Here is a 23,760-nt window from a genome sequence, read left to right on the forward strand (position 1 = left end):
ATCAGAATCTTGATGAAAGAATTTAGGCGTTATGGTTTTCGAGCTGTAACATGAAAGGATGCCACCGTCAGTAAATGGCTGTTCGGCAACACCACTCAGAAAAGCTGAGTAAGTTTTGAGGTTAAATATAATGCAAGTTACCGTTGAAACCACTGAAGGTCTAGAACGCCACCTAACTATTACAGTTCCTGCTGCAAACATCGAAGATGCTGTTGCTGCTGAACTACGTAAAATTGCTAAAACTCGTCGTTTCGACGGTTTCCGCCCAGGTAAAGCACCAATGAAGATGGTTGCTAAAATGTTTGGCGCTTCTGTACGTCAAGACATCCTAGGTGAAGTAATGCACCGCCACTTTATCGAAGCTATCGTTAAAGAAAAGATCAATCCAGCAGGCGCGCCAACTTTTACTCCAGTAGAAATGGCTGAAGGCAAAGATCTAGTATTTAAAGCTTCTTTTGAAGTTTTCCCTGAAATCGAACTAGTTGGTCTAGACAAAGTTGTTGTTGAGAAGCCAGTTGTTACAGTAACTGATGCTGACGTTGACGGCATGCTAGATACACTACGTAAGCAACAAGCTACTTGGACTGACGTTGAAGCAGCAGCTGAAGCTGATAGCCGTGTAACTATCGATTTCGTTGGTACTATCGATGGCGAAGAATTCGACGGCGGTAAAGCTGAAGGTTTCGCACTTGCTATGGGCCAAGGTCGTATGATCCCTGGTTTCGAAGAAGGTGTTGTTGGTCATAAAGCAGGCGAAGAGTTTACTGTAGAAGTAACTTTCCCTGAAGAATACCATGCAGAAAACCTAAAAGGTAAGTCAGCAGTATTTGCTATCACTCTTCACAAAGTTGAAGCACAGCAGCTACCTGAACTAACTGAAGAGTTTGTTGCTAAGTTTGGTGTTGAAGACGGTTCTGTTGAAGGTCTTAAGACTGAAGTTCGTAAGAACATGGAACGTGAACTTAAGCAAGCTGTTAAAGGCCGCATTAAAGATCAAGTTCTTAACGGTCTTGTTGAGCAAAACGACATCACTGTTCCTGCAGCGCTTATCGATCAAGAAATCGAAGCACTACGTAAGCAAGCAGCACAACGTTTTGGCGGCGATGCTAAGAACATGCCTGAACTACCACGTGAATTGTTCGAAGAGCAAGCTAAGCGTCGTGTAGTTGTTGGTCTATTAGTTGGTGAAGTAATTAAAGCTGAAGAACTAACAGCAGACGAAGAGCGTGTTAACGCAATCATCGCTGAAATGGCTTCTGCATACGAAGATCCAACAGAAGTAGTTAAATACTACGCAAGCAACGAGCAGCTAATGAATAATATGCGCAACGTTGCTCTAGAAGAGCAAGCAATTGATGCACTTCTAGCTAAAGCTCAGGTTTCAGATAAAGAAGTTAGCTTCAACGATCTAATGAATCCTGCTGCTTAATTTACTGAAATTGCTGTAGAGATTTGACATTCTCTCAAGTCTTCTGCTAACAATGGTCCGTGTGAATATTTTCATTCGGGCCATTTATTTTAGGGAAATAAGATTATGAGCTACCAAGCACAAAACGGCATGTCACCGATTATGGATGCGCTGGTACCGATGGTGGTCGAGCAGACTTCTCGTGGTGAGCGTTCTTACGATATTTATTCCCGTCTCCTAAAAGAGCGTGTGATTTTCTTAACCGGTCAGGTTGAAGATCATATGGCTAACTTAGTTGTAGCCCAGTTGCTATTTTTGGAGTCAGAGAATCCAGACAAAGACATTTTCCTTTACATTAACTCTCCAGGCGGTTCAGTAACAGCGGGTATGTCTATCTATGACACCATGCAGTTTATTAAACCAAATGTTAGTACAGTATGTATGGGCCAAGCATGTTCAATGGGTGCATTCCTATTGGCTGGCGGTGCTCAAGGTAAGCGTTATTGTCTACCTAACTCTCGCGTCATGATCCACCAACCACTAGGTGGCTTCCAAGGTCAAGCATCGGATATTCAAATCCATGCACAAGAAATTCTAACGATTAAACAACGTTTGAATGGCTTATTGGCTGAACATACTGGTCAACCATTAGAAATTATTGAGCGTGATACAGATCGTGATAACTTTATGTCTGCAGATCAGGCAGTAGAGTACGGTCTTGTTGATGCTGTATTGAGTAAGCGTGACTAAACTGTTTTATTTTGCAATTCGCGATGCGGGTTTAGTAAAGCAAAATAAGTCGACTTGTTATACACTCAAGACAAGACAATGATGGGATACCCCAATAAAAGAGGTTAGCGAATGACAGATAAGCGCAAAGAGGGAAGTAGTAGCAAGCTACTTTACTGCTCTTTCTGTGGCAAAAGTCAGCATGAAGTTCGCAAGCTAATTGCCGGTCCTTCTGTTTATATTTGTGATGAGTGCGTTGATTTATGCAACGACATTATTCGCGAAGAAATAAAAGAAGTAATGACGAAAAGCGATAGCGACGAGCTGCCGACACCACAACAAATTCGTGACAACTTAGATGATTATGTCATCGGTCAATCACACGCTAAAAAAGTGTTGGCTGTTGCTGTATACAATCACTATAAGCGTCTACGTAATGGCGATAAGAATAGTGATGGCGTTGAATTAGGTAAGAGTAACATCCTACTTATTGGTCCAACTGGTAGTGGTAAAACATTATTAGCTGAGACACTAGCGCGTATGCTTGATGTTCCATTTACAATGGCTGATGCAACAACATTAACTGAAGCAGGTTATGTTGGTGAAGACGTTGAAAACATCATTCAGAAGTTGCTACAAAAATGTGATTACGACGTAGCTAAAGCCGAGCGCGGCATTGTCTACATCGATGAAATCGATAAGATTTCACGTAAGTCGGATAATCCATCAATTACACGTGATGTATCAGGCGAAGGCGTTCAGCAAGCATTGCTGAAGCTAATCGAAGGTACCGTTGCTTCTGTGCCACCACAAGGTGGTCGTAAGCATCCTCAACAAGAGTTCTTACAAGTTGATACTTCTAAGATCCTATTTATCTGTGGTGGTGCATTTGCCGGCCTAGATAAAGTGGTTGAGCAACGTGTAGCAACAGGTACAGGTATCGGTTTTGGTGCTGATGTTCGTTCAAAAGATCAAACAGACACATTAAGTGATTTGTTTAAGAAAGTTGAACCACAAGATTTGGTGAAGTACGGTTTAATTCCTGAATTCATCGGTCGTCTACCTGTTACTGCAACACTTGGCGAACTTGACCAAAATGCGTTAGTTCAAATTTTACGTGAGCCTAAAAATGCCCTTACTAAACAGTATGCAGCATTATTAGCGCTTGAAAACGTTGAATTAGAATTCCGTGATGATGCGTTGATCGCTATTGCTAAAAAAGCGATGGAGCGTAAAACAGGTGCTCGTGGCCTACGTTCTATTGTTGAAGCAGTATTACTTGATACCATGTATGAGCTTCCGTCTCTAGCTGGTGTGAGTAAAGTTGTGATTGATGAGTCTGTAATTAACGGTGAGTCAGAACCATTACTGATTTACGAAAATACAGAACCACAAGAAGCGGCTAGTGCTGAGTAAGTGCTCAATATCTGCACATAAAAGCTAAAAAAGGGAGGCTTTTGCCTCCTTTTTTATTTTCTGACATTTCATACATTGAAACTTGATGCTTCACCCCCATATACTCAATATAAGCTAACTCTAATCGTATTAAGTAACTATGCTGTATCCAGTCGAGTTATTTAATACGATTAGTATGGACAGGAAGAGAGAAGAATATGAACCTGGAGCGTTCTGAGCGCCTTGAGATCCCGGTTCTACCTCTACGTGATGTAGTGGTATACCCTCATATGGTTATTCCATTGTTTGTGGGCCGGGAAAAATCAATTCGTTGCCTTGAGTCGGCAATGGAAAACAATAAACAGATTCTGTTGGTCGCTCAAAAAGAAGCAGCCACAGACGAACCGTCGATCACTGATCTTTATGATGTTGGTACAGTTGCAACGATTCTGCAGTTATTGAAACTACCTGATGGTACGGTAAAAGTGTTGGTTGAAGGCCAACAACGTGCCAAAGTTGAAGATCTAACTGATGATGAGTTTTTTACTGCAAATGCTGAGTTTTTGGTTACGCCAGAAATGGATGAGCGTGAGCAAGAAGTTCTCGTTCGAACTGCGATAAGTCAGTTTGAAGGGTTCATCAAACTAAATAAAAAGATTCCACCTGAAGTCTTAACATCGCTAAATGGCATTGATGATGCTGCGCGTTTGGCTGATACCATCGCTGCGCACATGCCATTGAAGTTAGCGGATAAGCAGAAAGTGCTTGAAATTGTTGATATCACAGAGCGTTTAGAGTTCTTGATGGCAATGATGGAATCTGAAATCGATCTGCTGCAAGTTGAAAAACGTATCCGTGGACGCGTTAAAAAGCAGATGGAGAAAAGTCAGCGCGAGTACTATCTTAACGAGCAAATGAAAGCTATCCAGAAAGAGTTGGGTGAGCTTGACGATGCACCAGATGAATTTGAAGCGTTAAAGCTTAAGATTGAAGCATCAAAGATGCCAGCTGAAGCACGTGAAAAAACTGAGCAAGAGCTGCAAAAGCTAAAGATGATGTCACCGATGTCTGCTGAAGCGACTGTTGTACGTGGTTACATCGATTGGATGTTAAGCGTGCCTTGGCATAAGCGTTCTAAAGTGAAGAAGAATCTTGCTAAAGCTGAAGAAATTCTTAACGCCGATCACTACGGTTTAGAGCGGGTTAAAGAACGTATCCTTGAATATCTCGCAGTGCAAAGCCGTGTTAACAAGCTTAAAGGACCAATTCTTTGTCTTGTCGGTCCTCCTGGTGTAGGTAAAACCTCGTTAGGTCAATCTATTGCTGCTGCAACCGGACGTAAATACGTGCGCATGGCATTAGGTGGCGTACGTGATGAAGCGGAAATCCGTGGCCATCGCCGTACTTACATTGGTTCAATGCCGGGTAAGTTGATTCAGAAGATGGCAAAAGTGGAAGTGAAAAACCCACTGTTCCTATTGGATGAAATTGACAAGATGTCTTCTGATATGCGTGGCGATCCCGCTTCAGCATTACTTGAAGTTTTAGATCCTGAGCAGAATAGTTCATTTAACGATCATTACTTAGAAGTTGACTACGACTTATCTGATGTCATGTTTGTGGCAACCTCGAATTCAATGAATATTCCAGGGCCATTGCTTGATCGTATGGAAGTGATCCGTCTTTCTGGTTATACCGAAGATGAAAAACTGAACATTGCGAAAAATCATTTACTTGAGAAGCAAATTCAACGTAACGGATTAAAGCCGAGCGAGTTAACGATTGAAGACTCAGCATTAATGGGGATTATTCGTTACTATACTCGTGAAGCGGGTGTACGTAGTCTTGAGCGTGAAATTTCTAAACTATGCCGAAAAGCGGTGAAAGAAATTTTATTAAACAAAGACATTAAGCACGTATCGATTAGCCAAGATAATCTTAAAGATTACTTAGGTGTACAGCGTTGTGATTACGGCAAAGCTGACGAAAGTAACCGAGTTGGTCAAGTGACAGGTCTTGCATGGACAGAAGTTGGTGGTGATTTATTAACTATCGAAACTGAATCTATGCCGGGCAAAGGTAAGCTAACCTACACCGGTTCTTTAGGTGATGTAATGCAAGAGTCTATTCAGGCGGCAATGACAGTGGTACGTAGTCGCGCTGAACGTTTAGGCATTGCGAGTGATTTCTACGAAAAACGTGATATCCATGTTCACGTACCTGAAGGTGCAACACCTAAAGATGGCCCAAGTGCGGGTATCGCTATGTGTACAGCCTTGGTCTCAAGCTTAACAGGTAACCCTGTGCGTGCTGATGTTGCGATGACGGGTGAAATCACGTTACGTGGCGAAGTATTGCCGATTGGTGGCTTGAAAGAGAAGTTGCTAGCAGCACACCGTGGCGGCATTAAGACGGTATTAATTCCAAAAGAGAACGAACGTGATCTAGAAGAAATTCCAGAGAATGTTATTGCTGATTTGGAAGTGCGTCCAGTACGTTGGATTGATGAAGTGTTAATGTTGGCATTGCAGAATAATCCGACAGGCATTGAGTTAGTCAATGTACAAAATAGTGACCTAGAGCTAAATTAGTTAAAGAAAAAACGCTTTCAAGATTAAAAAACTTGTCAGCGTTTTTTTGTGTGGCTATAAGGTACATCTAATCCGCATTATGCGAACTAATTTTAAGCCTTGATAGTTATTTATCATGATCTATCAAAGTAATAATGTTTTTTACTTGATTACCCTTTATGCGAGTACAGACTTAACTACCGCGTGGTAATCAAGGTTCATTCAGAGGATCTAATTGTGAACAAAACTCAACTAGTTGATAAAATCGCAGAAAGTGCTGATATTTCTAAAGCATCTGCTGGCCGTGCTCTTGATGCCTTCATTGAAACTGTAACTGAAACCCTAAAAAGCGGTGATCAAGTTGCATTAGTTGGTTTTGGTACTTTTTCTGTTCGTGAGCGTGCTGCACGTACTGGCCGTAACCCACAAACAGGTGCAGAGATTCAAATTGCAGCTGCAAAAGTTCCTGGTTTTAAACCAGGTAAAGCGCTTAAAGATTCTGTAAACTAAAAAATATTGGCCGTTGTGCCAGTATTTTGTCATGTTTTCATGGCTTAAAAATTGCTACCGGAAAGGGTATACTCACTCGGTACAATCAAAGCGCATCGGTTGATGCGTTTTTTTTACTTAAAATAGCCTCATAGCAACAGACTACGACAAATATCTTGTGTGATATTCATCATAGCGTTGTTTAATTGCGTTTATGTAACAATTCTCAGTGCTGTATGTGGCTTATCGGCCATAGGTTATCTATATTGATAAAGCTAAGTTAATTAAAACCGAGTATCGATATAGCAGTAGCTATTCAGTTGTTGTTATATAACATGTAGTAAATAGTATGGTGCAGTCATCATGGTGATGTCAGTAGCAGTGTGCATTAATTTGATAGTAGTTCGAAACCGAGCCAGATCGAACAGTAGGAGAGACGGCAGATTATGATGGAGCGATTGCGCGAAGGCGCTAACAGCATCTGGGTTAAGATTATTCTAAGCCTAATTATTTTATCTTTTGTATTTGCTGGCGTCGGCAGTTATCTGGCGAGTGGAAATGAGCAAGTTGCAGCAAAGATTAATGGTAAAGATATTAGCCAGCGTCAGTTTGAGCAAGTTTATCAAAATGAGCGTAACCGTATGCAACAGCGTATGGGCGATTATTTTTCAACTTTGATGAGCGATCCTGCTTATGTGAAGCAATTCCGTCAAAGTGTATTAGATCGTATGGTGAATGATGAACTTATTCAACAACGTGCAAATAAACTTGGTCTTAGTGTTAGCGATGCACAAGTAAAACAAGAAATTCTTGCGATGCCTGCATTTGCCGTTAATGGTGTTTTCAATAACGAGCAATACAACATGGCTTTACGTCGTGCTGGTTTTACGCCTGATCAGTTTGCAGAAACGATCCGTAAAGATATGCTACGTCAGCAATTCCTTTCAGCATTACAAGGCAGTGACTTTGTGTTAGCTGATGAAGCTGATGAGTTGCGTAAGCTTGAATCACAACAACGTGTTGTTCGTACATTAACGCTGAACCTTGCTGACTTTACTCAAAAAGTAAAAGTTACCGATAAAGAAGCGCAAGATTTTTACGACCAAAATCCAAACTTGTTCACTCGACCTGCACAAATCAAAGTATCTTACATCGAGCTATCAGATAAAGGCTTAACTAAAGATATTAAAGTATCAGAGCAAGCTGCTGAAACATACTACAAAGATAACCAAGCTAAGTTTAGCTCTGCTGAAGAGCGTGAAGTTAGCCACATCTTAATTAAAGGCGATACAACAGCGGCTAAAGCGAAAGCTGAAGCATTACTGGCGAAGCTACAGAGCGGCGCTAACTTTGCTGAAGTTGCTAAGCAATCATCTGATGATACGTTCAGTGCTAAAGATGGCGGTAAATTAGAGTGGTTCACTAAAGGCATGATGGATCCAGCATTTGAGCAAGAAGCTTTTGCACTTGCTAAGCCTGGTGATATGTCTGGCCTTGTGAAGTCATCATTTGGCTACCACATCATTTTACTTGATGGTATTAAACCTGGAAAAGTAAAACCATTTGCTGATGTTAAAGCAAAAATTGTTGCTGAATTACAACAACAGCAATCGGCTGACGAGTTCTATAAGCTGAAAAGTAAGCTAGCTGAAGTGGCGTTTGAATCTCCAGATTCACTTGACGCTGCCGCTGAAGCTGTTGATGCGAAAATTATTAACACAGGTTACATCACACCAGCGGCTGAAAAAGGCGTGTTGGCTAATAAGCAAGTTCAAGAAACACTACAGAGCCCTGAAGTTCATGATGATGGTATGAACTCTGACGTGATTGAAGTGGGTCCTGAGCATGTGGTTGTGGTACGTGTTGATGATGCGCGAGCTGAAGCTGTATTACCGTTTAAAGAGGTTGCTGCTAAGGTGAATGCATTGGTTGCGAACCAAAAAGGTGAACAACAAGCACAAGCTAAAGCTGATGAGATCATCGCTGATCTTCGTAAAGGTAAGAATGATATTGTTGCTAAAGATGGCTTCAGCTTCTCTGGCGAACAAACAATCAATCGTTCAGGCCCAAATGCAAACATTTCAAATGTCGCATTTGGTTTACCTAAACCAACGGCAGGTAAAGCAACTTACGGTATGGCTCGTGATAACAACGGTAATGTTGAAATCATCGCACTTGATAAAGTTGTTAACATGAAATTGGCTGGCGAAAAAGTAAATGGTCAGTTTGCAGAGCAAATTGGGCAGATGTTTGCTCAAGAAGATCTAGCTGCGACGCTAAAAACATTGCGTGAATCAGCTGAGATTAGCTACCCAATGCAAGACGCATCGAAAGATTAATTGAAATTGTAATGTAAACAGACGGGTCGCCTTGTGCGACCCGTCTTTTTTTTAACTATAAAATAGCCATTATTATTACAGTGAGAACTTTATTGCATATTATTCGTATTCACTTTCAAAAGGAATAGAATGAACATGACAATAAAATATCAGCTGTTTAAAGCTATCGTTATAGCGGGAACATTAGTATTAGCCCCTGTAACTTATGCCAATCCTGATCAGCATAAAGGTATTGATATTATTGTGAATATTAATGATGCCAATGCAGAACAGCTTGATAAATTATTAGTAGGAATCGGGCCGGATAAAGCTGAAAATATCATTCAATATCGTATTAAGTATGGCAAGTTTGCTTCCGCTGATGATCTTGCAAAAGTCAAAGGTATTGGTGTGTCAACAGTCGATAAAAATCGTAAGCGCATTAAGTTGTAGTGAACAATTACATAGGCTTTATTTATTACGACAGGCCACCAGCGCCTGTCGTTTTTATTGAGCACTATTTAAGCTTTACGGGTTGTGACAAGCGCGATAATTGCACCAGATATAGCCCCTATTAAATGGGCTTGAGTGGCAACTTGTACCCCTATTAATTCAGCTGAACTTGCTGAGCCGCCAAAGCATTGTTCCCAACCTATCTTGGCTATGAGCCCGACAAATAACAACCAACCGCCTTTGGTTTTAGTTTGAATATCACGTACCGCTCCCCATGCAAATAAGCCATGTAATACGCCTGAAAACCCTGCATACCAAGTAATCTGTGTGGCAAAGAGCCCTAAACCTATGATGGTACTGATGCTTAAAATTAATAAGCTATAATAACGCGGTGTAAAATGGGCGCGGAAAATAAAGCTGATAATAATAAATGCACCCGCATTCATAGCGAGGTGAATCCAATTGGTGTGGGTAATATTTCCTGTTAGGATCCGCCATACCTCGCCATTAAGTATCGCTTGGCGATCCCATACTAACAGTGGCTGTAGTTGGGGGATTTGAGCAATAATCCCTATAATTAATGCGATAATAATGTAATTGCGAATAGACAAGGCAACCTCAATGAGTCGGTATTGTGAATACTGTGGTAAGGCAAAAAAAGCCTGTATTTGCCACTGGATTGAAAACATCACAGCAACAACGGAAATCTGGATCTTACAGCATCCATCTGAAATCAAACGTGCGATAGGTACAGCAAGAATATTATCACTTTCTCTACCAAATAGCCGACTTTGGGTTGGAGAAGATTTTTCTGATAATAATGAACTTAATAGCTTACTGGCTGATCCTGAACGTGATGTGTATGTCGTCTATCCTGGTGAAGGTTCGGTGCCGATATCAAGTGTTGCTGCGACAGCAAAGAAGCAACGTTTACAGACGGTTATTCTATTAGATGGCACATGGAAAAAAGCGTATAAAATGTGGCTATTGGCAACCAATTTACACCATTTGCCGTTAGTTAATTTAGACAATGCAGACAATGGTAATTATCGTATTCGCAAATCACCCAAAGAGCAGGGTGTTTCAACCGTAGAAGCCGGCTATTTAGCCTTATCTGCGTTTGAAGCTGATGCTGATAAGTTTATGCCTTTACTAACCACCTTTAATCACATGATAGATTTTCAGATAAAACATATGCCACACGGGGTATTTGAGAAGAATTATTTGTGAGAAGAAGGGACGAGTAGAAGCTAGGTAAGAGCAGGGACGAGGTTTCGAGTGGCGAGTAAGGGCTGAAGCTAGGCAAGAGCAGGGGTGAGGTTTCGAGTGACGAGTAAGGGCTGAAGCTAGGTAAGAGCAGGGGCGAGAAAAAGCAGAAGCAAGTAACGAGAATTTTGGATACTCTCTTTTTGGTACTTGACTATGAGTTAAGGGTCTTGAGAATACCGCCCCTTGACCCTTGACCCTTGACCCTTGACCCTTGAGCCTTGAGCCTTGAGCCTTGAGCCTTGAGCCTTGAGCCTTGAGCCTTGAGCCTTGAGCCTTGAGCCTTGAGCCTTGAGCCTTGAGCCTTGAGCCTTGAGCCTTGAGCCTTGAGCCTTGAGCCTTGACCCTTGACCCTTGACCCTTGACCCTTGACCCTTGACCCTTGACCCTTGACCCTCGCCCCTCTACACCCCATGCCCTTCGTTACCTATTTCCAAGGTAATTGATGGTTGAAAGAGAGTGTTGTACAGCCGCTGCGAAAAGCCATCTGTCATACCTGAAATATAATCAGCGATGATTCGCATTTCATTGTCGCCTTTATCTACCGCATGCTGCCAATGCTTACGCGTTGCTTCTGGCAATAAACGTTCAGGATCTGATGCAAACGCATCAAACAATTCCATGATTAATTGTTGGCCTTTATATTCTAGTAACTGAATTTCAGGCTTTTTAACCACATAATCACTGACAAATTGTTTCAACACATTCAATGCATTTTCCATTGGATGTGATAGAAAGGCATTCCACTTTAATAATGGCTCTTCAAAACTGTGCAAGCCATCTTGAATGGTTGGTGCAATACTAATTGAAGTGAGTAGAGCATTAACTAACGCGCCGATTGCATCTTTACGTTGATGATGACTAGCAAACATATGTTCACTTATTTCACCAATTCGTTGCTCTAGCCATGGATCACCACATTCAGCAATTTTTGATGCGACAGCTTCTTGCCATTGATCGCGATTAACGATTCCCATCACGATTGCATCTTCAAGATCATGAACCCCATAAGCGATATCATCCGCCAATTCCATGATTGAACAATCAAGTGATTTAAAGCGTGTTTTATTATGTTGATCGGGTCGTGGTGAGTGATTACGCATTTGTTTAAATAATTGACGGTCGTGCTCTGATAATGGTGCTAAGACCCAATCAAAGACCGTTTTATCATCATCATAAATCCCTTTTGCTGGGTGCCATTGTTTGGCTTTTAAATGACGAAAGTTCATCACATCCGCAGCGCGTTCTGCTGCTGTTGTTTGGCTCAGTAATGCTGGGTATTTAAGTAGCCCTAATAACGTACGCCGAGAAAGGTTCATGCCGTAATGTTCAGTGTAGGGTTCCAGTAAAGTAACGATACGGAAGGTTTGCGCATTACCTTCAAAACCCCCGTGATTGCGCATCATATAATTTAATGCAACTTCACCACCATGACCAAACGGGGGATGACCAATATCATGTGCCAGACAAAGGCTCTCCATCAAACTGGTTGATGAGAGTAATGAATGGAATTGGGGCTGTTTTAATTTTAGCTGTGCCACAATGCCAGTGCCTATCTGTGAGGCTTCAAGTGAGTGAGTTAAACGGGTGCGGTAGAAATCATGATTGCCAGCACCATGTACTTGGGTTTTGGCTTGCAGACGTCGAAATGCGGCTGAGTGTAAGATTCGTGCACGATCACGTTGATAGGCCGAGCGGTGATCATCGCGACGCATTTTTTGTTCGTCGCTGTGACGTTGCTGCCAACAAGGATCAATAATAAAAGCTGTCATTAGCTGATCTCATCTAACGTTAAATTAAAGCTATCGGCAAAGGTGGTAAGAAAGTAGTCCATTTCAGGTGTGCGGCGTTCAGCTAAGGTTTCTTCTAGGCGTTTTTTTGCCTTAGTAAATTCATGATTACCTGCACTTAATTCTTCTAGGCATTTGAGATAAGCACATAAAGTATCGGCTTGTTTCACGATAGCGGCATTTTCAGGATCTAATTTGTGGCTATCAAGCAGTGGTGCGTAATCATCATGAAATTCTTCAGGTAGCATCGACAGTAATTTTTGTTCAGCAGCGAGCTCGATCTTTTTGTATTCTTCAGCAATGGTAGGGTTAAAGTATTTTATCGGGGTTGGCATATCCCCGGTGATCACTTCACTGACATCATGAAACATGCCTAATAATGCAATACGTTCAGGATTAACATTGCCGCCAAACTTACGGTTTTTAATCAGTGCTAGCGCATGAGCGACAAAAGCGACTTGAAGACTGTGCTCTGAAATATTTTCAGTTTCAACACAACGCATGAGTGGCCAGCGTTGAATTAAACGCATTCGAGCGAGATGCGCAAAAAAATGGCTTTTTTCCATGGGAGAGTTCCCTTATAGCTAAAATACTGATGGCTTGAGTATACCAATACTGTTGGGTTGGTGGGGGAATTAGTTGTGAATGGTTTGACGGTGCGAATAAAGAAAAGCCTCGATAAAAATCGAGGCTAATGAGAGGCGTTATTTAACGGTATTATTATCGTGGTTGTTATTGACGATAGCTGTGCAGGAAGCGCTCTAAACGCACCATTGCTAGTTCAAGATCATCAACTCGAGGCAAGGTAACAATACGGAAGTGATCCGGTTGTTTCCAGTTAAAGCCAGTGCCATGAACCACTAAGACTTTTTCTTGGAGTAAGAAATCCATTGCAAAGCGTTGGTCATCAACGATATTGAACTTTTTCTGATCTAGTTTGGGAAATAAGTACAGTGCGCCCTTAGGTTTTACACATGAAACCCCAGGAATTTGAGTCAATAGATCATAAACTTTATCGCGTTGCTCTAGTAAGCGGCCACCGGGTAAAATTAATTCATTGATACTTTGGTAACCACCAAGTGCTGTTTGAATCGCATGTTGCATCGGTACGTTGGCACATAAGCGCATAGAAGACAGCATTTCTAAGCCTTCAATATAGCCTTTTGCTTTGTGTTTTGCGCCAGATAACACCATCCAACCCGCACGGAAACCACATACTCGGTATGATTTAGACAGGCCATTAAACGTGATGCAGAATACGTCTGGTGCTAATGGTGCAATCGAAGTGTGTTTTGCACCGTCATAGAGAATTTTATCGTAGATTTCATCGGCAAAAATAATCAGATTATGCTGACGTGCAATTTCAACAATTTCTAATAAAAACTCACGGCTATAAACAGCACCGGTTGGGTTATTAGGGTTGATCAGTACGATACCACGTGTATGAGGCCCAATTTTCTTTTTAATATCATCAAGATCTGGGTACCAATCAGATTGCTCATCACAGGTGTAATGTACCGCGGTGCCACCAGAAAGTGATACAGCGGCCGTCCATAATGGGTAATCAGGGGACGGTACTAAAATTTCATCTTTATGATTTAGTAATGCTTGCATTGCCATTACAATCAATTCAGAGACACCATTACCAATAAAAACATCTTCAACATCGATGTCTAATAAGCCACTTTTTTGATAATGCTGTACTACGGCTTTACGCGCCGAATAAATGCCTTTTGAATCACAGTAGCCTTGTGATGTTGGCAAGTTACGAATCACATCAACCAGAATTTCATCAGGGGCATCAAACCCAAATGGCGCCGGATTGCCAATATTAAGCTTAAGTATTTTTTGGCCTTCTTCTTCCATGCGTTTTGCATGCTTAAGAACGGGACCACGTATGTCATAACAAACATTATTGAGCTTGGATGACATCCCGAAATTTTGCATATAATACTTTCCTGATGATAATTTTTAGTATCTCCACAAATTACACTATAAAACCAGTTTAAAGGAACACCTTTCAGCATAAAATTTGGAAAAATAGTTTTTTGTGTTATTTCGAACCCATACTAGCTGTGGTATTAACTACAGTTATTGTTAAGGTTCAGCTATTTATGCTGAAATATAGCCAAAAGGAATGACGTTACTTCATTAGTCAGATGCTATTGAGTGAGGTAGAATACTCAGATCATTCGTCTTTGCTGATAATCAATGGTTTTCTAGCTAAGTAACCATTGAAATAAGAACGATTATTAGCAAAGAACCAAGTATGTCCATGATTGGCATATTTTTATCTTTCAGCCAGGGATGAGCCGTATTGGTGATATTTAGCTGAGCGAGGTTATCTTGACTGCGTTACAACAAGCCGTTGCATTATTGATTGCTAACATTAAACAAGCATCAGCAACAACTCAACGATTACTAGTAAAACTAGAACTGCCTGCAAATACTGATTTAATTGATTGGATGGATGCGCAATCTTTATTTCCTAAATTCTATTGGCAATCTCGAGATTGCCGTGAAGAAGTGGTTGCTTTAGGGCAGATAAAAACGTTTACCGATCCGTTAATCGCTGAACAAGTGATTAATGACGATCAGCGTGTTTGGGGTGGACGTTCTTTTGATGGGCATACCGATCGTAATCGACGTTGCCTGTCGTCTTTCTTCTTTTTGCCATTACTTGAAATCATTCGTTTTGATGGTGAGTGGCACCTTGCTGCAAATATGAGTGACGATAAGCCGCGTATGTTAGCGATGTTAGAAAAAATCGTTATCAGCCCTGATATCGTCACTGATATTGATAGCCGTATTTTAAGTCGTAGCTATAGCCCTGACTTTGCAGGTTGGTCAACCATGATTGATCAAGCTCTGACGGGAATCGCTAATGATGAATTTGAAAAAGTGGTGTTGGCTCGACGCACAACATTGCAACTTGATCATCCCGTATTGCCAGCACAATTGCTTAAAGCAAGTCGCGCCAGTAATAGTAATAGTTTCCATTTTTTAATGGCGCTAGATGCTGAGCATTGTTTTGTTGGGTCGACACCTGAGCGTTTATTTCAACGTCATGAGCGTGCATTACAAACAGAAGCTCTGGCGGGCACGATTGGACGCGGAGCCGATACTCAAGAAGATCAACAATTGGCACAGTGGTTATTGGCGGATACAAAAAATCGCTATGAAAACCGTTTAGTGGTTGATGATATTGTTGAACGTTTGGTTCCTCAGTGTGAATCAATGAATGTTGCGCCAGTGCCTGAATTGGTGCAGTTACGCAAAGTGCAGCATTTAAAACGCAGTATTGATGGTCAGCTTAATGATGCTGTTTTTAGTGCCAATCTACTTGATAGCCTACAGCCAACGGCGGCTATTGCTGGTTTACCCCGTGATGCGGCGTTAAATTTTATTGCAGATCACGAACCATTTGCCCGTGGTTGGTATAGCGGTGCTGTGGGGTACATTGGACAAAAACACAGTGAGTTTTGTGTCGCGATACGTAGTGCGATGATCAGTGGTGATGATTTACATTTGTTTGCAGGGGCGGGTATTGTGCCGGGTTCTGTTGCCGATAGTGAATGGAAAGAGCTCGATCGTAAAACATCCACCCTGTGCAGTTTGTTTGAACAACCCTGTTCTGATGATGTGAATATTATGGATAAGATGGGATATAAAAGCGCATGATACAGCCACCATTAACAACGAGCCAATCATACCGAGCTGCATTAAATGGTTGTTGGGCAAGCTTAATGCTTGAAGAGTTAATGAGACTGGGTGTGCAACATGTCTGTATTGCGCCAGGTTCTCGTTCGACACCATTGACGTTAGCGGCAGCAAAACTAACGCAACTTACGATTCATACCCATTTTGATGAGCGAGGTTTGGGTTTTTTAGCTTTAGGTTTAGCTAAAGCATCTCAATCTCCGGTAGCGGTTATTGTGACATCGGGTACTGCGGTCGCGAATTTATTACCTGCGGTGGCTGAAACAGGGCTTACTGGTGAAAAACTGGTACTGTTAACCTCTGATCGCCCCGCTGAATTACTTCAATGTGGTGCCAACCAAGCGATTCGGCAGCATGGGATCTTTTCTGATCATGTAAGTCACTTTTTAGATATACCAAGTCCAAGTTTGGATATTAGTCCTAATTGGTTGTTATGTGCTATTGATGATGCGATGCAGCAGCAACAATTGCGTGGTGGTTCGGTACATTTTAACTGTCATTATCCAGAACCGTTGTATGGCGATGATGTTGATTTTAGTGATTACCTTACCCCTGTTGCACAATGGCAGCAGGATGCTATCCCTTACTGTCAGCATCAAGCGCTATTGTCATCGGCAATGGCAACTATTGATGCAACACAATGGCAAGCATTATGTGCTCAGAAAGGGGTGATTGTTGCTGGACGATTAGCGGCGAGTGAGCTTAAAACTGTTCAACAATTAGCGTCAATATTAGGTTGGCCATTGCTGGTGGATCCGCAAGCGGGTGGCAGTAGTGATTATGCTGGCTTTGATGGCTGGTTACAAAACGGTGCCTGTCAGCATCATCTTCAACAAGCGCAGGTGCTACTGCAATTTGGCGGCCGTATCGTTTCAAAACGGTTATTACAGTTTATTGGTCAGCATCAATGGCAGGCGTTTTTACTGATTGATCCGCTGGCTGGACGATTAGACTCTCATCATCGCCGTAGTCAGCGTATTCAAGCCAACATTGATGCATGGGCGCAAGCAGCAATAGCGTTAACAACTGAGTCACTATATTCACAATGGGCACTGCCGTTAGCTGAAGCATCGCAACGTTATTTTGATATTGTTGCAGCTCACAGTAATCGTTTTTCTGAATTAGGCTTAGCCGCACAAGTTATGCCGTGGATAGCGCCTCAAACAGAATTGTTTTTGGGTAATAGCATGATTGTTCGATTGTTGGATATGTGCGCTAAATTACCTTTAACCGCGACATTTGCTAATCGTGGTGCGTCTGGCATTGATGGTCTTATTGCAACGACTGCTGGTGTGCAGCGTGCTCGTAAAGCGCCATTAGTGTGTCTGATTGGCGATACTTCGCTACTCTATGATCTCAATTCATTGGCATTATTGAATCAACATCAATACCCGATTGTGGTTATTGTCACCAATAATGACGGTGGTGGTATTTTTGATATGTTGCCTGTGCCTGATCAGCAAAAAGATGATTTTTATCGCATGCCTCATGGGTTTGAGTTTAGCCATGCGGCGGCGATGTTCGGTTTACAGTATTGCGCACCAACTTCATTGAATGCTGCTGAAACAGCTATCCGTAATGGTCAAGCACATATAGGTACAACTCTGGTTGAAATTAAAACGCCAGCGGGTGAAGCTGGAGCAATGCTAAAGGCATTATTTGCTGAGGTTGAGCATGCTACTTTATTCTGAAACTTTCGGTTCTAAAGCGAATGCTAATCAACCTACTCTCGTTTTTTTGCATGGCTTATTGGGTAATGGTCATGATTGGCGTTATGTGATTAGCCAACTGGCCATGACTCAACAATGCATGACTATCGATTTACCCGGTCATGGGCTGAGTGCGTTTGTTGATGTTGGCATGACAGCCGCAGCTTTAGACGGGGGATTTGATGCTATTCATCACGCACTGAATACAACCTTATCTCATCGTGGCGTTACTGATTACGTGCTTATTGGGTATTCGATGGGGGCGCGATTAGCTATGTATCATGCATGTGCATTAGCTGCTGATCCTTCTGTATCCTCTAATGGACCTCGATTAATTAAAGTGTTGCTTGAAGGCGGGCATTTTGGATTACCAAGTGCTGAACGAGAGCCTCGCTATCAACATGATCAGCGTTGGGCGGCACGGTTTGCTCAGCAACCATTAATCGATGTATTACAAGATTGGTATCAACAGTCCGTTTTTACATCATTGACGACAGCACAGCGACAAGCTTTGGTTACTAAACGAAGTGATAATTTAGGTGCTGGTATTGCTAAAATGATGTTGGCGACCTCGCTTGCTAAACAGCCACAATTATTACCTCAATTACAACAGCTTTCTGTTCCAGTACATTATCTTTGTGGTGAGCATGATACTAAGTTTCGAGACTTAGCTGCGGCTTGTGGTTTAGCCGTGACAGTCATTGATAATGCTGGTCACAATATTCATATTGAACAACCTGTTGCTTTTACGACGGCATTATTAGCCTTTCTTGGTTAATAATAAGGTTATAAAGTAAAGAAGATACTCTGTTTTCTGGCTAGAGTGTTTGTTAGATACAGCTTTAGCAAAATATAAGGAAATGTAATGCGCAGCGCTAAGTTATTTCAATACCAACTTCCAATGGATTCTGGGGTTATTTTACGAGATCAACGATTGGTTACACGTGAAGGTTGGGTGGTTGAGTTATGCCAAGATCAACAATTAGCTTATGGTGAAATTGCGCCATTACCAGAGTTTAGTGTTGAAACTGCTATAGAAGCAGGCGAGCAAGCACAACAATTACTCTCACAATGGGTTGCTGGTGAAGCACTTGATTTAGATGCTGCTTTTCCTTCTGTTGCGTTTGGTATTAGTTGTGCTATTGCGGAATTGGCCGCTGAACTTCCCGTTACTGGTAATTATTTAGTTGCGCCATTATGTTGTGGTGATCCTGATGATTTAGTGGAACGTTTTAATCAGATGCCGGGTGATAAAGTGGCTAAGATTAAAGTCGGTATGTATGAAGCTGTACGTGATGGCATTGTGGCAAATATGCTACTGGAAGCGATTCCTGATATGCAATTACGACTTGATGCAAACCGTCAATGGACACCATTAAAAGCCCAACAATTTGCGAAGTATGTTAAGCCTGAACACCGTAGCGGCATTGCCTTTTTAGAAGAACCTTGTCGTTTACCCAGTGACAGTTTAGCGTTTGCTCAACAAACTGGAATCAATATTGCTTGGGATGAAACAGTACGCGATGCTGGATTTGAAGTAAAAGCTGAACCTGGTGTGGCCGCGATTATTATAAAACCGACACTAATTGGTTCTCTTGCGCGATGCATTACATTGATCGAGCAAGCACATGCTGTTGGATTGACCGCGGTGATCAGTTCTAGTCTTGAATCAAGTTTAGGGTTAAATCAATTGGCACGTTTAGCACAATGGCAAACACCCAATGTGATTCCTGGATTAGACACTATGCAATTATTTCAAACCCAGTTAATGCAGTCATGGCCTGGTTGTGAATTACCAGTGATTTCTTTATCTGAATTAGACATGGTATGGCACAAATAACAGCAGAATTTCAAAAGTGGCCTTGGCAATATTGGGCCGAACAAAGACCTACTGAAATTGCGATTGCATTAGGTGATGTAAACGCCGGTGCAGTTACGTGGAATTGGATTGAAGTTACCGCTAATATTGAAACTTATGCACAGCGACTTGTGGCTCAAGGGGTCAAACGCGATCAATTAGTTGCAGTGGTTGCGCCAAACAGTATCGACGTGTTGTGGCTGTTATTAGCGATTATTCGTGTTGGTGCCCGTTATGTTGGCCTCAATCCTAAATTGCCAGCTAAGGTGCTAATTGAGCAATTAACGGCATTGGATAATGATCACATTTGGTGCCCAGAGATAGATACGGCAGAACAATTACATGGGCATACGCTTTCTTTGAATCCTGCAGTAACGTCTGAACGTATTATTCCGGTGATGTGGCAAGAACACCGTCCGGTTTCACTGACGTTAACATCAGGTTCGACAGGTTTACCTAAAGCAGTTGTGCACCATCCACAATCGCATTTAGCCAGTGCGAGTGGGTTATTAAAGCAAATGACCTTTACCGCTGACGATAGTTGGCTATTGTCACTGCCGTTATTTCATATTTCAGGATTAGCGATTGTTTGGCGATGGCTATACCGTGGTGCACGTATCATCTTGGTAGAACCAGCATTACAGCAACAAGCACTACAATGGGTCAGTCATGCTTCATTGGTGCCAACGCAATTGCAACGCTTTCTTGATTCTGACTATGCACACCAGCACAAGTTACAACAAGTGCTATTGGGTGGGGCTACCATTCCGGTGAGTTTAACCACGGCAGCAGAGCAAGCCGGGATTGAATGTTGGAGTGGTTATGGAATGACAGAAATGGCATCAACTATAACCGCTAAACGTGCCAATAGTAGTGCGGGTGTTGGGACGGTGTTACCTAATCGTGAGCTTATCTTACGTGAGGGTGAAATTTGGGTACGCGGTAAAGTATTATGTTTAGGATATTACCGCAATAATACGATTTTTTCGTTATTGGGCTATGATGACGATGATAATTGGTTTGCAACCAAAGACTTAGGTGAGTGGCATGATGATGAATTATTTATTCGAGGTCGTGCTGATAATATGTTCATTTCAGGGGGGGAAAATGTACAACCTGAAGATATCGAACAAGTGTTATTACAACACGCCGCGGTTAATCAAGTTATTGTACTGCCAATAGATGATCATGACTTTGGTGCTAGACCGGTGGCAATAGTAACCACAGCGCAACCGTTAGACAGTTATTTAGTCGATCAGCTTGTGACTTATATGTCGCAAAATGTAGCGCCACATAAGCGACCGATTCGCTATCTTTCATTACCTGAATGCTTTACTCAAAATGTAAAGGTTTCTCGTTCAGATTTGACTAAGTGGTTAGCATCACAAGATTAAAACTAAAAACAGATATGAGTATAAAGGCGAAGCATTATGGCTTCGCCTTTTTATTTTAGCGCTTATTACCACGTAATTCGATGACTTGTTGACGCAGTAATTGGCTATTGGTTGCTTCTGAATGTACACAATCTCCAGCAACAATGGTCACCTTTGACCAAAACCGTTTCGGCCATTTTAGTAAGGCATGTCCACCTTCGCGACTAAAATAACTGCCCCATAATCCTTGTAAAGCAACAGGGATCACCGCAACGCTTGAACGCTTAATGATTAAATCGATGCCTCGCATGAAAGGGGCTATTTCACCATCTTGCGTTAAGTGTCCTTCTGGAAATACACACACAATATCGCCATTCTCTAAATAAGACGCAACGAGTGCAAATGCAGTACGGACAGATTTTCTATCATTTGAATCAACAGGAATCGCTTTGCAAGCACGACAAAAGGTATTCACAAGTGGCAAGTTATAAATGTTTTCGTCCATTAGAAAGCGAATAGGGCGAGGACAAGCGCCTGCTAATAATAACGCATCCATATAGCTAACATGGTTACAAACGAGCAATGTACCTCCCTGTTGAGGAAGGTTGTTAAGATTTTGATGCTGAACGCGGTACATGGTGTGAGTGACAATCCATACCACGAAACGCCAGAAAAAATCAGGGGCTTGAAAATAGATATATACTAAGACTAAGCCGTTTAATCCTGATAATAATAAGAAAAATTGAGGAATAGACAGGTGTAGTAGTGATAAACAAATAATGGCAGTAATGGCACTGATCACCATAAATACCGCATTCCAAATATTATTAGCTGCAATAATTTGAGCGCGTTGATCTTCTTGGGCACGTTGTTGCATTAAAGTATACAGCGGCACAATAAAAATACCGCCAGCGACACCGAGCAACAATAGCGAGATAAAAACAGGCCATAGTGAGGGTTGTGCCACAAACGTTAAGATAGAGTCACTAACCGGAATAATACTTGGGGTCATGGCGTAGAGCCCGAAACCAAACAGACTGATGCCAAAACAGCCGATAGGAACGATGCCGGGATCAATACGGTGGTGTGATAATCGATCACATAACATTGAACCAATAGCGATACCGATTGAAAATAAGGTCAGTAAGAAAGAAACAGAAGAGGCTTGGCCACCTAAATTGGATTTGGCAAAATTCGGGAACTGGGTTAAGTAACACGCGCCAAGGAACCAAAACCAACTAATACCGATGATACATTGAAATATGATTTTATCTTGCTGGGCAATTTTCATGGTATGACGCGTTTGTTGCCATGGACGCCAATGAAATTTGATATGAGGTTGGCTGGGTGGTGCTGGTGGAATCGCCAGCGAAGTGACATAGCCTAAAATAGCAAACAGAATCACACTAATGGCAGCAATGTAACGGCTATTGTCACTGTTAGCAATAACACCAGCGATAATAGTGCCAAGTAAAATAGCCAGAAATGTGCCGGTTTCAACCAGTGCATTGCCAGAGACTAATTCACTTTTTTTAAGGTGTTGAGGTAATAATGCATATTTAGCTGGGCCAAAAAATGCAGACTGGGTGCCCATCAAAAACAACAAAAATAATAGCGATAGATAACTTTGGTAAATAAAGGCAATGGCAGCACAACACATAATAATAACTTCAGCCAGTTTGACTATTCGCATTATTTTCGCTTTATCATAAATATCAGCGAGAATACCGGCTGAGGCTGAAAATAAGAAAAAGGGCAGAATAAATAATCCCGCAGCTAAATTAATTAATAGATCAGCATTAAGTGGAAGTGTGTGTACTGAAGCATAAGCAATGAAAATCAATAGAATGTTTTTATAAACATTATCATTAAATGCCCCTAAAGCCTGTGTTAGAAAATAAGGTAAAAACCGTCGTTTAGTTAATAAGCTTGACTGAGGTTTAGGGGACATTCTGTTGTTCTCGTTAAATTATTTATGCCATGAATTAAGGTAGGTATCTAATAAATTATTGATCAATGCTTTACCATCAACAGGTGTTGAGGTGAATAATTTATCGTCTACAGTTAATAATGTAATACCGTGAACACCAGCCCAGATAACACGACTAGCTTCAAGTACTTCTTTATCGCTCATCTCACCATTAATTTGGCCAATTAACGCTTCAAGCATACCCGTCATATTATCAATACGATCTGTTTGCCATTCAGGTAGATCTTCGCCATTCATGGTATGTTGGAAAATTAACTGCCAGCGATAAGGGTGTGCGGTAGCAAAATCAAGATAACAGAAAGCAAGATTACGCAGTGCTTCTTGAGAAGAGGTTGAGTCGCGAACACACATTTCTGCTTGTTGGAATAATTCGTCAAGTGTTTGAGCTACGGCATGAAGGAGTAATAGATTATAGTTACCAAACACATTCACTAAAGTACTTGGAACATAGCCAATCATCGCCGCGACTTTACGTAAGCTCAGTTCATGGTGTGGGTGCTCATCGAGAAAGTTTTTTACTTGCTCAAGAGTCATACTTACCAATTCTTCGCGGGTGTGGTCATTTCTTCTTGCCATCATGGAATTATACTCTTTAAATATGTTTGCAGTTGTCGTAATTAGCCTAGTGATAGACTGCTTTTTTAATTATTCTAATAATTGTTATTTTGAACCATTATGGAAATTATAAATTT

The 23,760-nt window shown here is 41.6% G+C and carries 19 protein-coding genes; 13 read left to right on the forward strand and 6 right to left on the reverse strand.

What is annotated here, in order from left to right; genetic code table 11:
* Positions 1-130 precede the first annotated feature (130 nt).
* The 7 genes from tig to ACJZU6_RS06115 all read left to right on the forward strand — a co-directional run bounded on the left by tig (position 131) and on the right by ACJZU6_RS06115 (position 9,362).
* The gene (gene tig, locus ACJZU6_RS06085) at positions 131-1,429 is read left to right on the forward strand and encodes a trigger factor (protein WP_080157991.1); all 1,299 of its coding nucleotides are present in this window, start codon (positions 131-133) and stop codon (positions 1,427-1,429) included.
* 105 nt (positions 1,430-1,534) lie between these two features.
* Complete coding sequence (gene clpP / locus ACJZU6_RS06090; protein WP_080157990.1) at positions 1,535-2,158, forward strand: ATP-dependent Clp endopeptidase proteolytic subunit ClpP; 624 nt, start codon at positions 1,535-1,537, stop codon at positions 2,156-2,158.
* A gap of 111 nt (positions 2,159-2,269) precedes the next feature.
* Positions 2,270-3,553 carry an ATP-dependent protease ATP-binding subunit ClpX gene (clpX, locus tag ACJZU6_RS06095; protein WP_080157989.1) on the forward strand — a complete coding sequence of 428 codons (1,284 nt, stop codon included), beginning with the start codon at positions 2,270-2,272 and terminating at the stop codon, positions 3,551-3,553.
* A 197-nt stretch (positions 3,554-3,750) separates the two neighbouring features.
* Entirely contained in the window at positions 3,751-6,123 is a 2,373-nt protein-coding gene (gene lon, locus ACJZU6_RS06100; RefSeq protein WP_080157988.1) for an endopeptidase La, read from the forward strand.
* Positions 6,124-6,339: 216 nt separating this feature from the next.
* Positions 6,340-6,612, forward strand: a complete 273-nt coding sequence (gene hupB, locus ACJZU6_RS06105; RefSeq protein WP_080157987.1) for a nucleoid-associated protein HU-beta — start codon at positions 6,340-6,342, stop codon at positions 6,610-6,612.
* 425 nt (positions 6,613-7,037) lie between these two features.
* A complete protein-coding gene (gene ppiD / locus ACJZU6_RS06110) occupies positions 7,038-8,930 on the forward strand; it encodes a peptidylprolyl isomerase (protein WP_080157986.1) in 1,893 nt (630 codons plus the stop codon).
* 129 nt (positions 8,931-9,059) lie between these two features.
* Positions 9,060-9,362, forward strand: coding sequence for a ComEA family DNA-binding protein (locus ACJZU6_RS06115; protein WP_408900809.1), 303 nt, complete (start codon positions 9,060-9,062; stop codon positions 9,360-9,362).
* 68 nt (positions 9,363-9,430) lie between these two features.
* Here the strand turns inward: ACJZU6_RS06115 and rrtA are convergent, their stop codons facing one another.
* Entirely contained in the window at positions 9,431-9,973 is a 543-nt protein-coding gene (gene rrtA / locus ACJZU6_RS06120; protein WP_235865939.1) for a rhombosortase, read from the reverse strand.
* Positions 9,974-9,983: 10 nt separating this feature from the next.
* Between rrtA and ACJZU6_RS06125 the strand changes: the two genes are divergently transcribed.
* Positions 9,984-10,592, forward strand: coding sequence for a tRNA-uridine aminocarboxypropyltransferase (locus tag ACJZU6_RS06125; RefSeq protein ID WP_408900810.1), 609 nt, complete (start codon positions 9,984-9,986; stop codon positions 10,590-10,592).
* A gap of 440 nt (positions 10,593-11,032) precedes the next feature.
* On the opposite strand, the gene ACJZU6_RS06130 is transcribed toward ACJZU6_RS06125, so the two are convergent.
* The 3 genes from ACJZU6_RS06130 to ACJZU6_RS06140 form a co-directional block, all read right to left on the reverse strand.
* The gene (locus ACJZU6_RS06130; RefSeq protein ID WP_408900811.1) at positions 11,033-12,400 is read right to left on the reverse strand and encodes an anti-phage deoxyguanosine triphosphatase; all 1,368 of its coding nucleotides are present in this window, start codon (positions 12,398-12,400) and stop codon (positions 11,033-11,035) included.
* Complete coding sequence (gene yfbR / locus ACJZU6_RS06135) at positions 12,400-12,984, reverse strand: 5'-deoxynucleotidase (RefSeq protein ID WP_080157982.1); 585 nt, start codon at positions 12,982-12,984, stop codon at positions 12,400-12,402. The genes ACJZU6_RS06130 and yfbR overlap by 1 nt, the downstream gene beginning before the upstream one ends.
* A gap of 166 nt (positions 12,985-13,150) precedes the next feature.
* A complete protein-coding gene (locus ACJZU6_RS06140; protein WP_080157981.1) occupies positions 13,151-14,365 on the reverse strand; it encodes a pyridoxal phosphate-dependent aminotransferase in 1,215 nt (404 codons plus the stop codon).
* A gap of 399 nt (positions 14,366-14,764) precedes the next feature.
* Between ACJZU6_RS06140 and ACJZU6_RS06145 the strand changes: the two genes are divergently transcribed.
* From ACJZU6_RS06145 to menE, 5 genes are all read left to right on the forward strand, one after another.
* A complete protein-coding gene (locus ACJZU6_RS06145; RefSeq protein ID WP_080157980.1) occupies positions 14,765-16,099 on the forward strand; it encodes an isochorismate synthase MenF in 1,335 nt (444 codons plus the stop codon).
* Entirely contained in the window at positions 16,096-17,829 is a 1,734-nt protein-coding gene (gene menD, locus ACJZU6_RS06150; protein ID WP_408900812.1) for a 2-succinyl-5-enolpyruvyl-6-hydroxy-3-cyclohexene-1-carboxylic-acid synthase, read from the forward strand. Before ACJZU6_RS06145 ends, menD begins: the two co-directional genes overlap by 4 nt.
* Positions 17,813-18,625, forward strand: a complete 813-nt coding sequence (menH, locus tag ACJZU6_RS06155; RefSeq protein ID WP_408900813.1) for a 2-succinyl-6-hydroxy-2,4-cyclohexadiene-1-carboxylate synthase — start codon at positions 17,813-17,815, stop codon at positions 18,623-18,625. The genes menD and menH overlap by 17 nt, the downstream gene beginning before the upstream one ends.
* Before the next feature lie 87 nt (positions 18,626-18,712).
* Positions 18,713-19,687: an o-succinylbenzoate synthase gene (gene menC, locus ACJZU6_RS06160; RefSeq protein WP_080157978.1), complete on the forward strand. Its 975-nt coding sequence runs from the start codon at positions 18,713-18,715 to the stop codon at positions 19,685-19,687.
* Positions 19,675-21,099: an o-succinylbenzoate--CoA ligase gene (gene menE, locus ACJZU6_RS06165; RefSeq protein WP_408900814.1), complete on the forward strand. Its 1,425-nt coding sequence runs from the start codon at positions 19,675-19,677 to the stop codon at positions 21,097-21,099. The genes menC and menE overlap by 13 nt, the downstream gene beginning before the upstream one ends.
* Before the next feature lie 55 nt (positions 21,100-21,154).
* On the opposite strand, the gene ACJZU6_RS06170 is transcribed toward menE, so the two are convergent.
* Both ACJZU6_RS06170 and ACJZU6_RS06175 read right to left on the reverse strand, forming a co-directional pair.
* The gene (locus ACJZU6_RS06170; protein WP_408900815.1) at positions 21,155-23,029 is read right to left on the reverse strand and encodes an MFS transporter; all 1,875 of its coding nucleotides are present in this window, start codon (positions 23,027-23,029) and stop codon (positions 21,155-21,157) included.
* An 18-nt stretch (positions 23,030-23,047) separates the two neighbouring features.
* Positions 23,048-23,644 (reverse strand): TetR/AcrR family transcriptional regulator, encoded by a 597-nt coding sequence (locus ACJZU6_RS06175; protein ID WP_080157975.1) that lies wholly within the window; start codon positions 23,642-23,644, stop codon positions 23,048-23,050.
* Positions 23,645-23,760: the final 116 nt, after the last annotated feature.

Source organism: Photobacterium piscicola, assembly GCF_046058925.1.
GTDB classification, from domain to species: Bacteria; Pseudomonadota; Gammaproteobacteria; order Enterobacterales; family Vibrionaceae; genus Photobacterium; species Photobacterium piscicola.

Excerpts from the sequence above, each read along its gene's own strand:
- menH (WP_408900813.1), top strand. The coding sequence starts at position 17,813 with ATGCTACTTTATTCTGAAACTTTCGGTTCTAAAGCGAATGCTAATCAA.
- ACJZU6_RS06125 (WP_408900810.1), top strand. The coding sequence starts at position 9,984 with ATGAGTCGGTATTGTGAATACTGTGGTAAGGCAAAAAAAGCCTGTATT.
- yfbR (WP_080157982.1), bottom strand. The coding sequence starts at position 12,984 with ATGGAAAAAAGCCATTTTTTTGCGCATCTCGCTCGAATGCGTTTAATT.
- ACJZU6_RS06130 (WP_408900811.1), bottom strand. The coding sequence starts at position 12,400 with ATGACAGCTTTTATTATTGATCCTTGTTGGCAGCAACGTCACAGCGAC.
- ACJZU6_RS06140 (WP_080157981.1), bottom strand. The coding sequence starts at position 14,365 with ATGCAAAATTTCGGGATGTCATCCAAGCTCAATAATGTTTGTTATGAC.
- ACJZU6_RS06175 (WP_080157975.1), bottom strand. The coding sequence starts at position 23,644 with ATGGCAAGAAGAAATGACCACACCCGCGAAGAATTGGTAAGTATGACT.
- menE (WP_408900814.1), top strand. The coding sequence starts at position 19,675 with ATGGCACAAATAACAGCAGAATTTCAAAAGTGGCCTTGGCAATATTGG.
- ACJZU6_RS06170 (WP_408900815.1), bottom strand. The coding sequence starts at position 23,029 with ATGTCCCCTAAACCTCAGTCAAGCTTATTAACTAAACGACGGTTTTTA.
- lon (WP_080157988.1), top strand. The coding sequence starts at position 3,751 with ATGAACCTGGAGCGTTCTGAGCGCCTTGAGATCCCGGTTCTACCTCTA.
- menD (WP_408900812.1), top strand. The coding sequence starts at position 16,096 with ATGATACAGCCACCATTAACAACGAGCCAATCATACCGAGCTGCATTA.
- ACJZU6_RS06115 (WP_408900809.1), top strand. The coding sequence starts at position 9,060 with ATGAACATGACAATAAAATATCAGCTGTTTAAAGCTATCGTTATAGCG.
- ppiD (WP_080157986.1), top strand. The coding sequence starts at position 7,038 with ATGATGGAGCGATTGCGCGAAGGCGCTAACAGCATCTGGGTTAAGATT.
- tig (WP_080157991.1), top strand. The coding sequence starts at position 131 with ATGCAAGTTACCGTTGAAACCACTGAAGGTCTAGAACGCCACCTAACT.
- clpP (WP_080157990.1), top strand. The coding sequence starts at position 1,535 with ATGAGCTACCAAGCACAAAACGGCATGTCACCGATTATGGATGCGCTG.
- clpX (WP_080157989.1), top strand. The coding sequence starts at position 2,270 with ATGACAGATAAGCGCAAAGAGGGAAGTAGTAGCAAGCTACTTTACTGC.
- menC (WP_080157978.1), top strand. The coding sequence starts at position 18,713 with ATGCGCAGCGCTAAGTTATTTCAATACCAACTTCCAATGGATTCTGGG.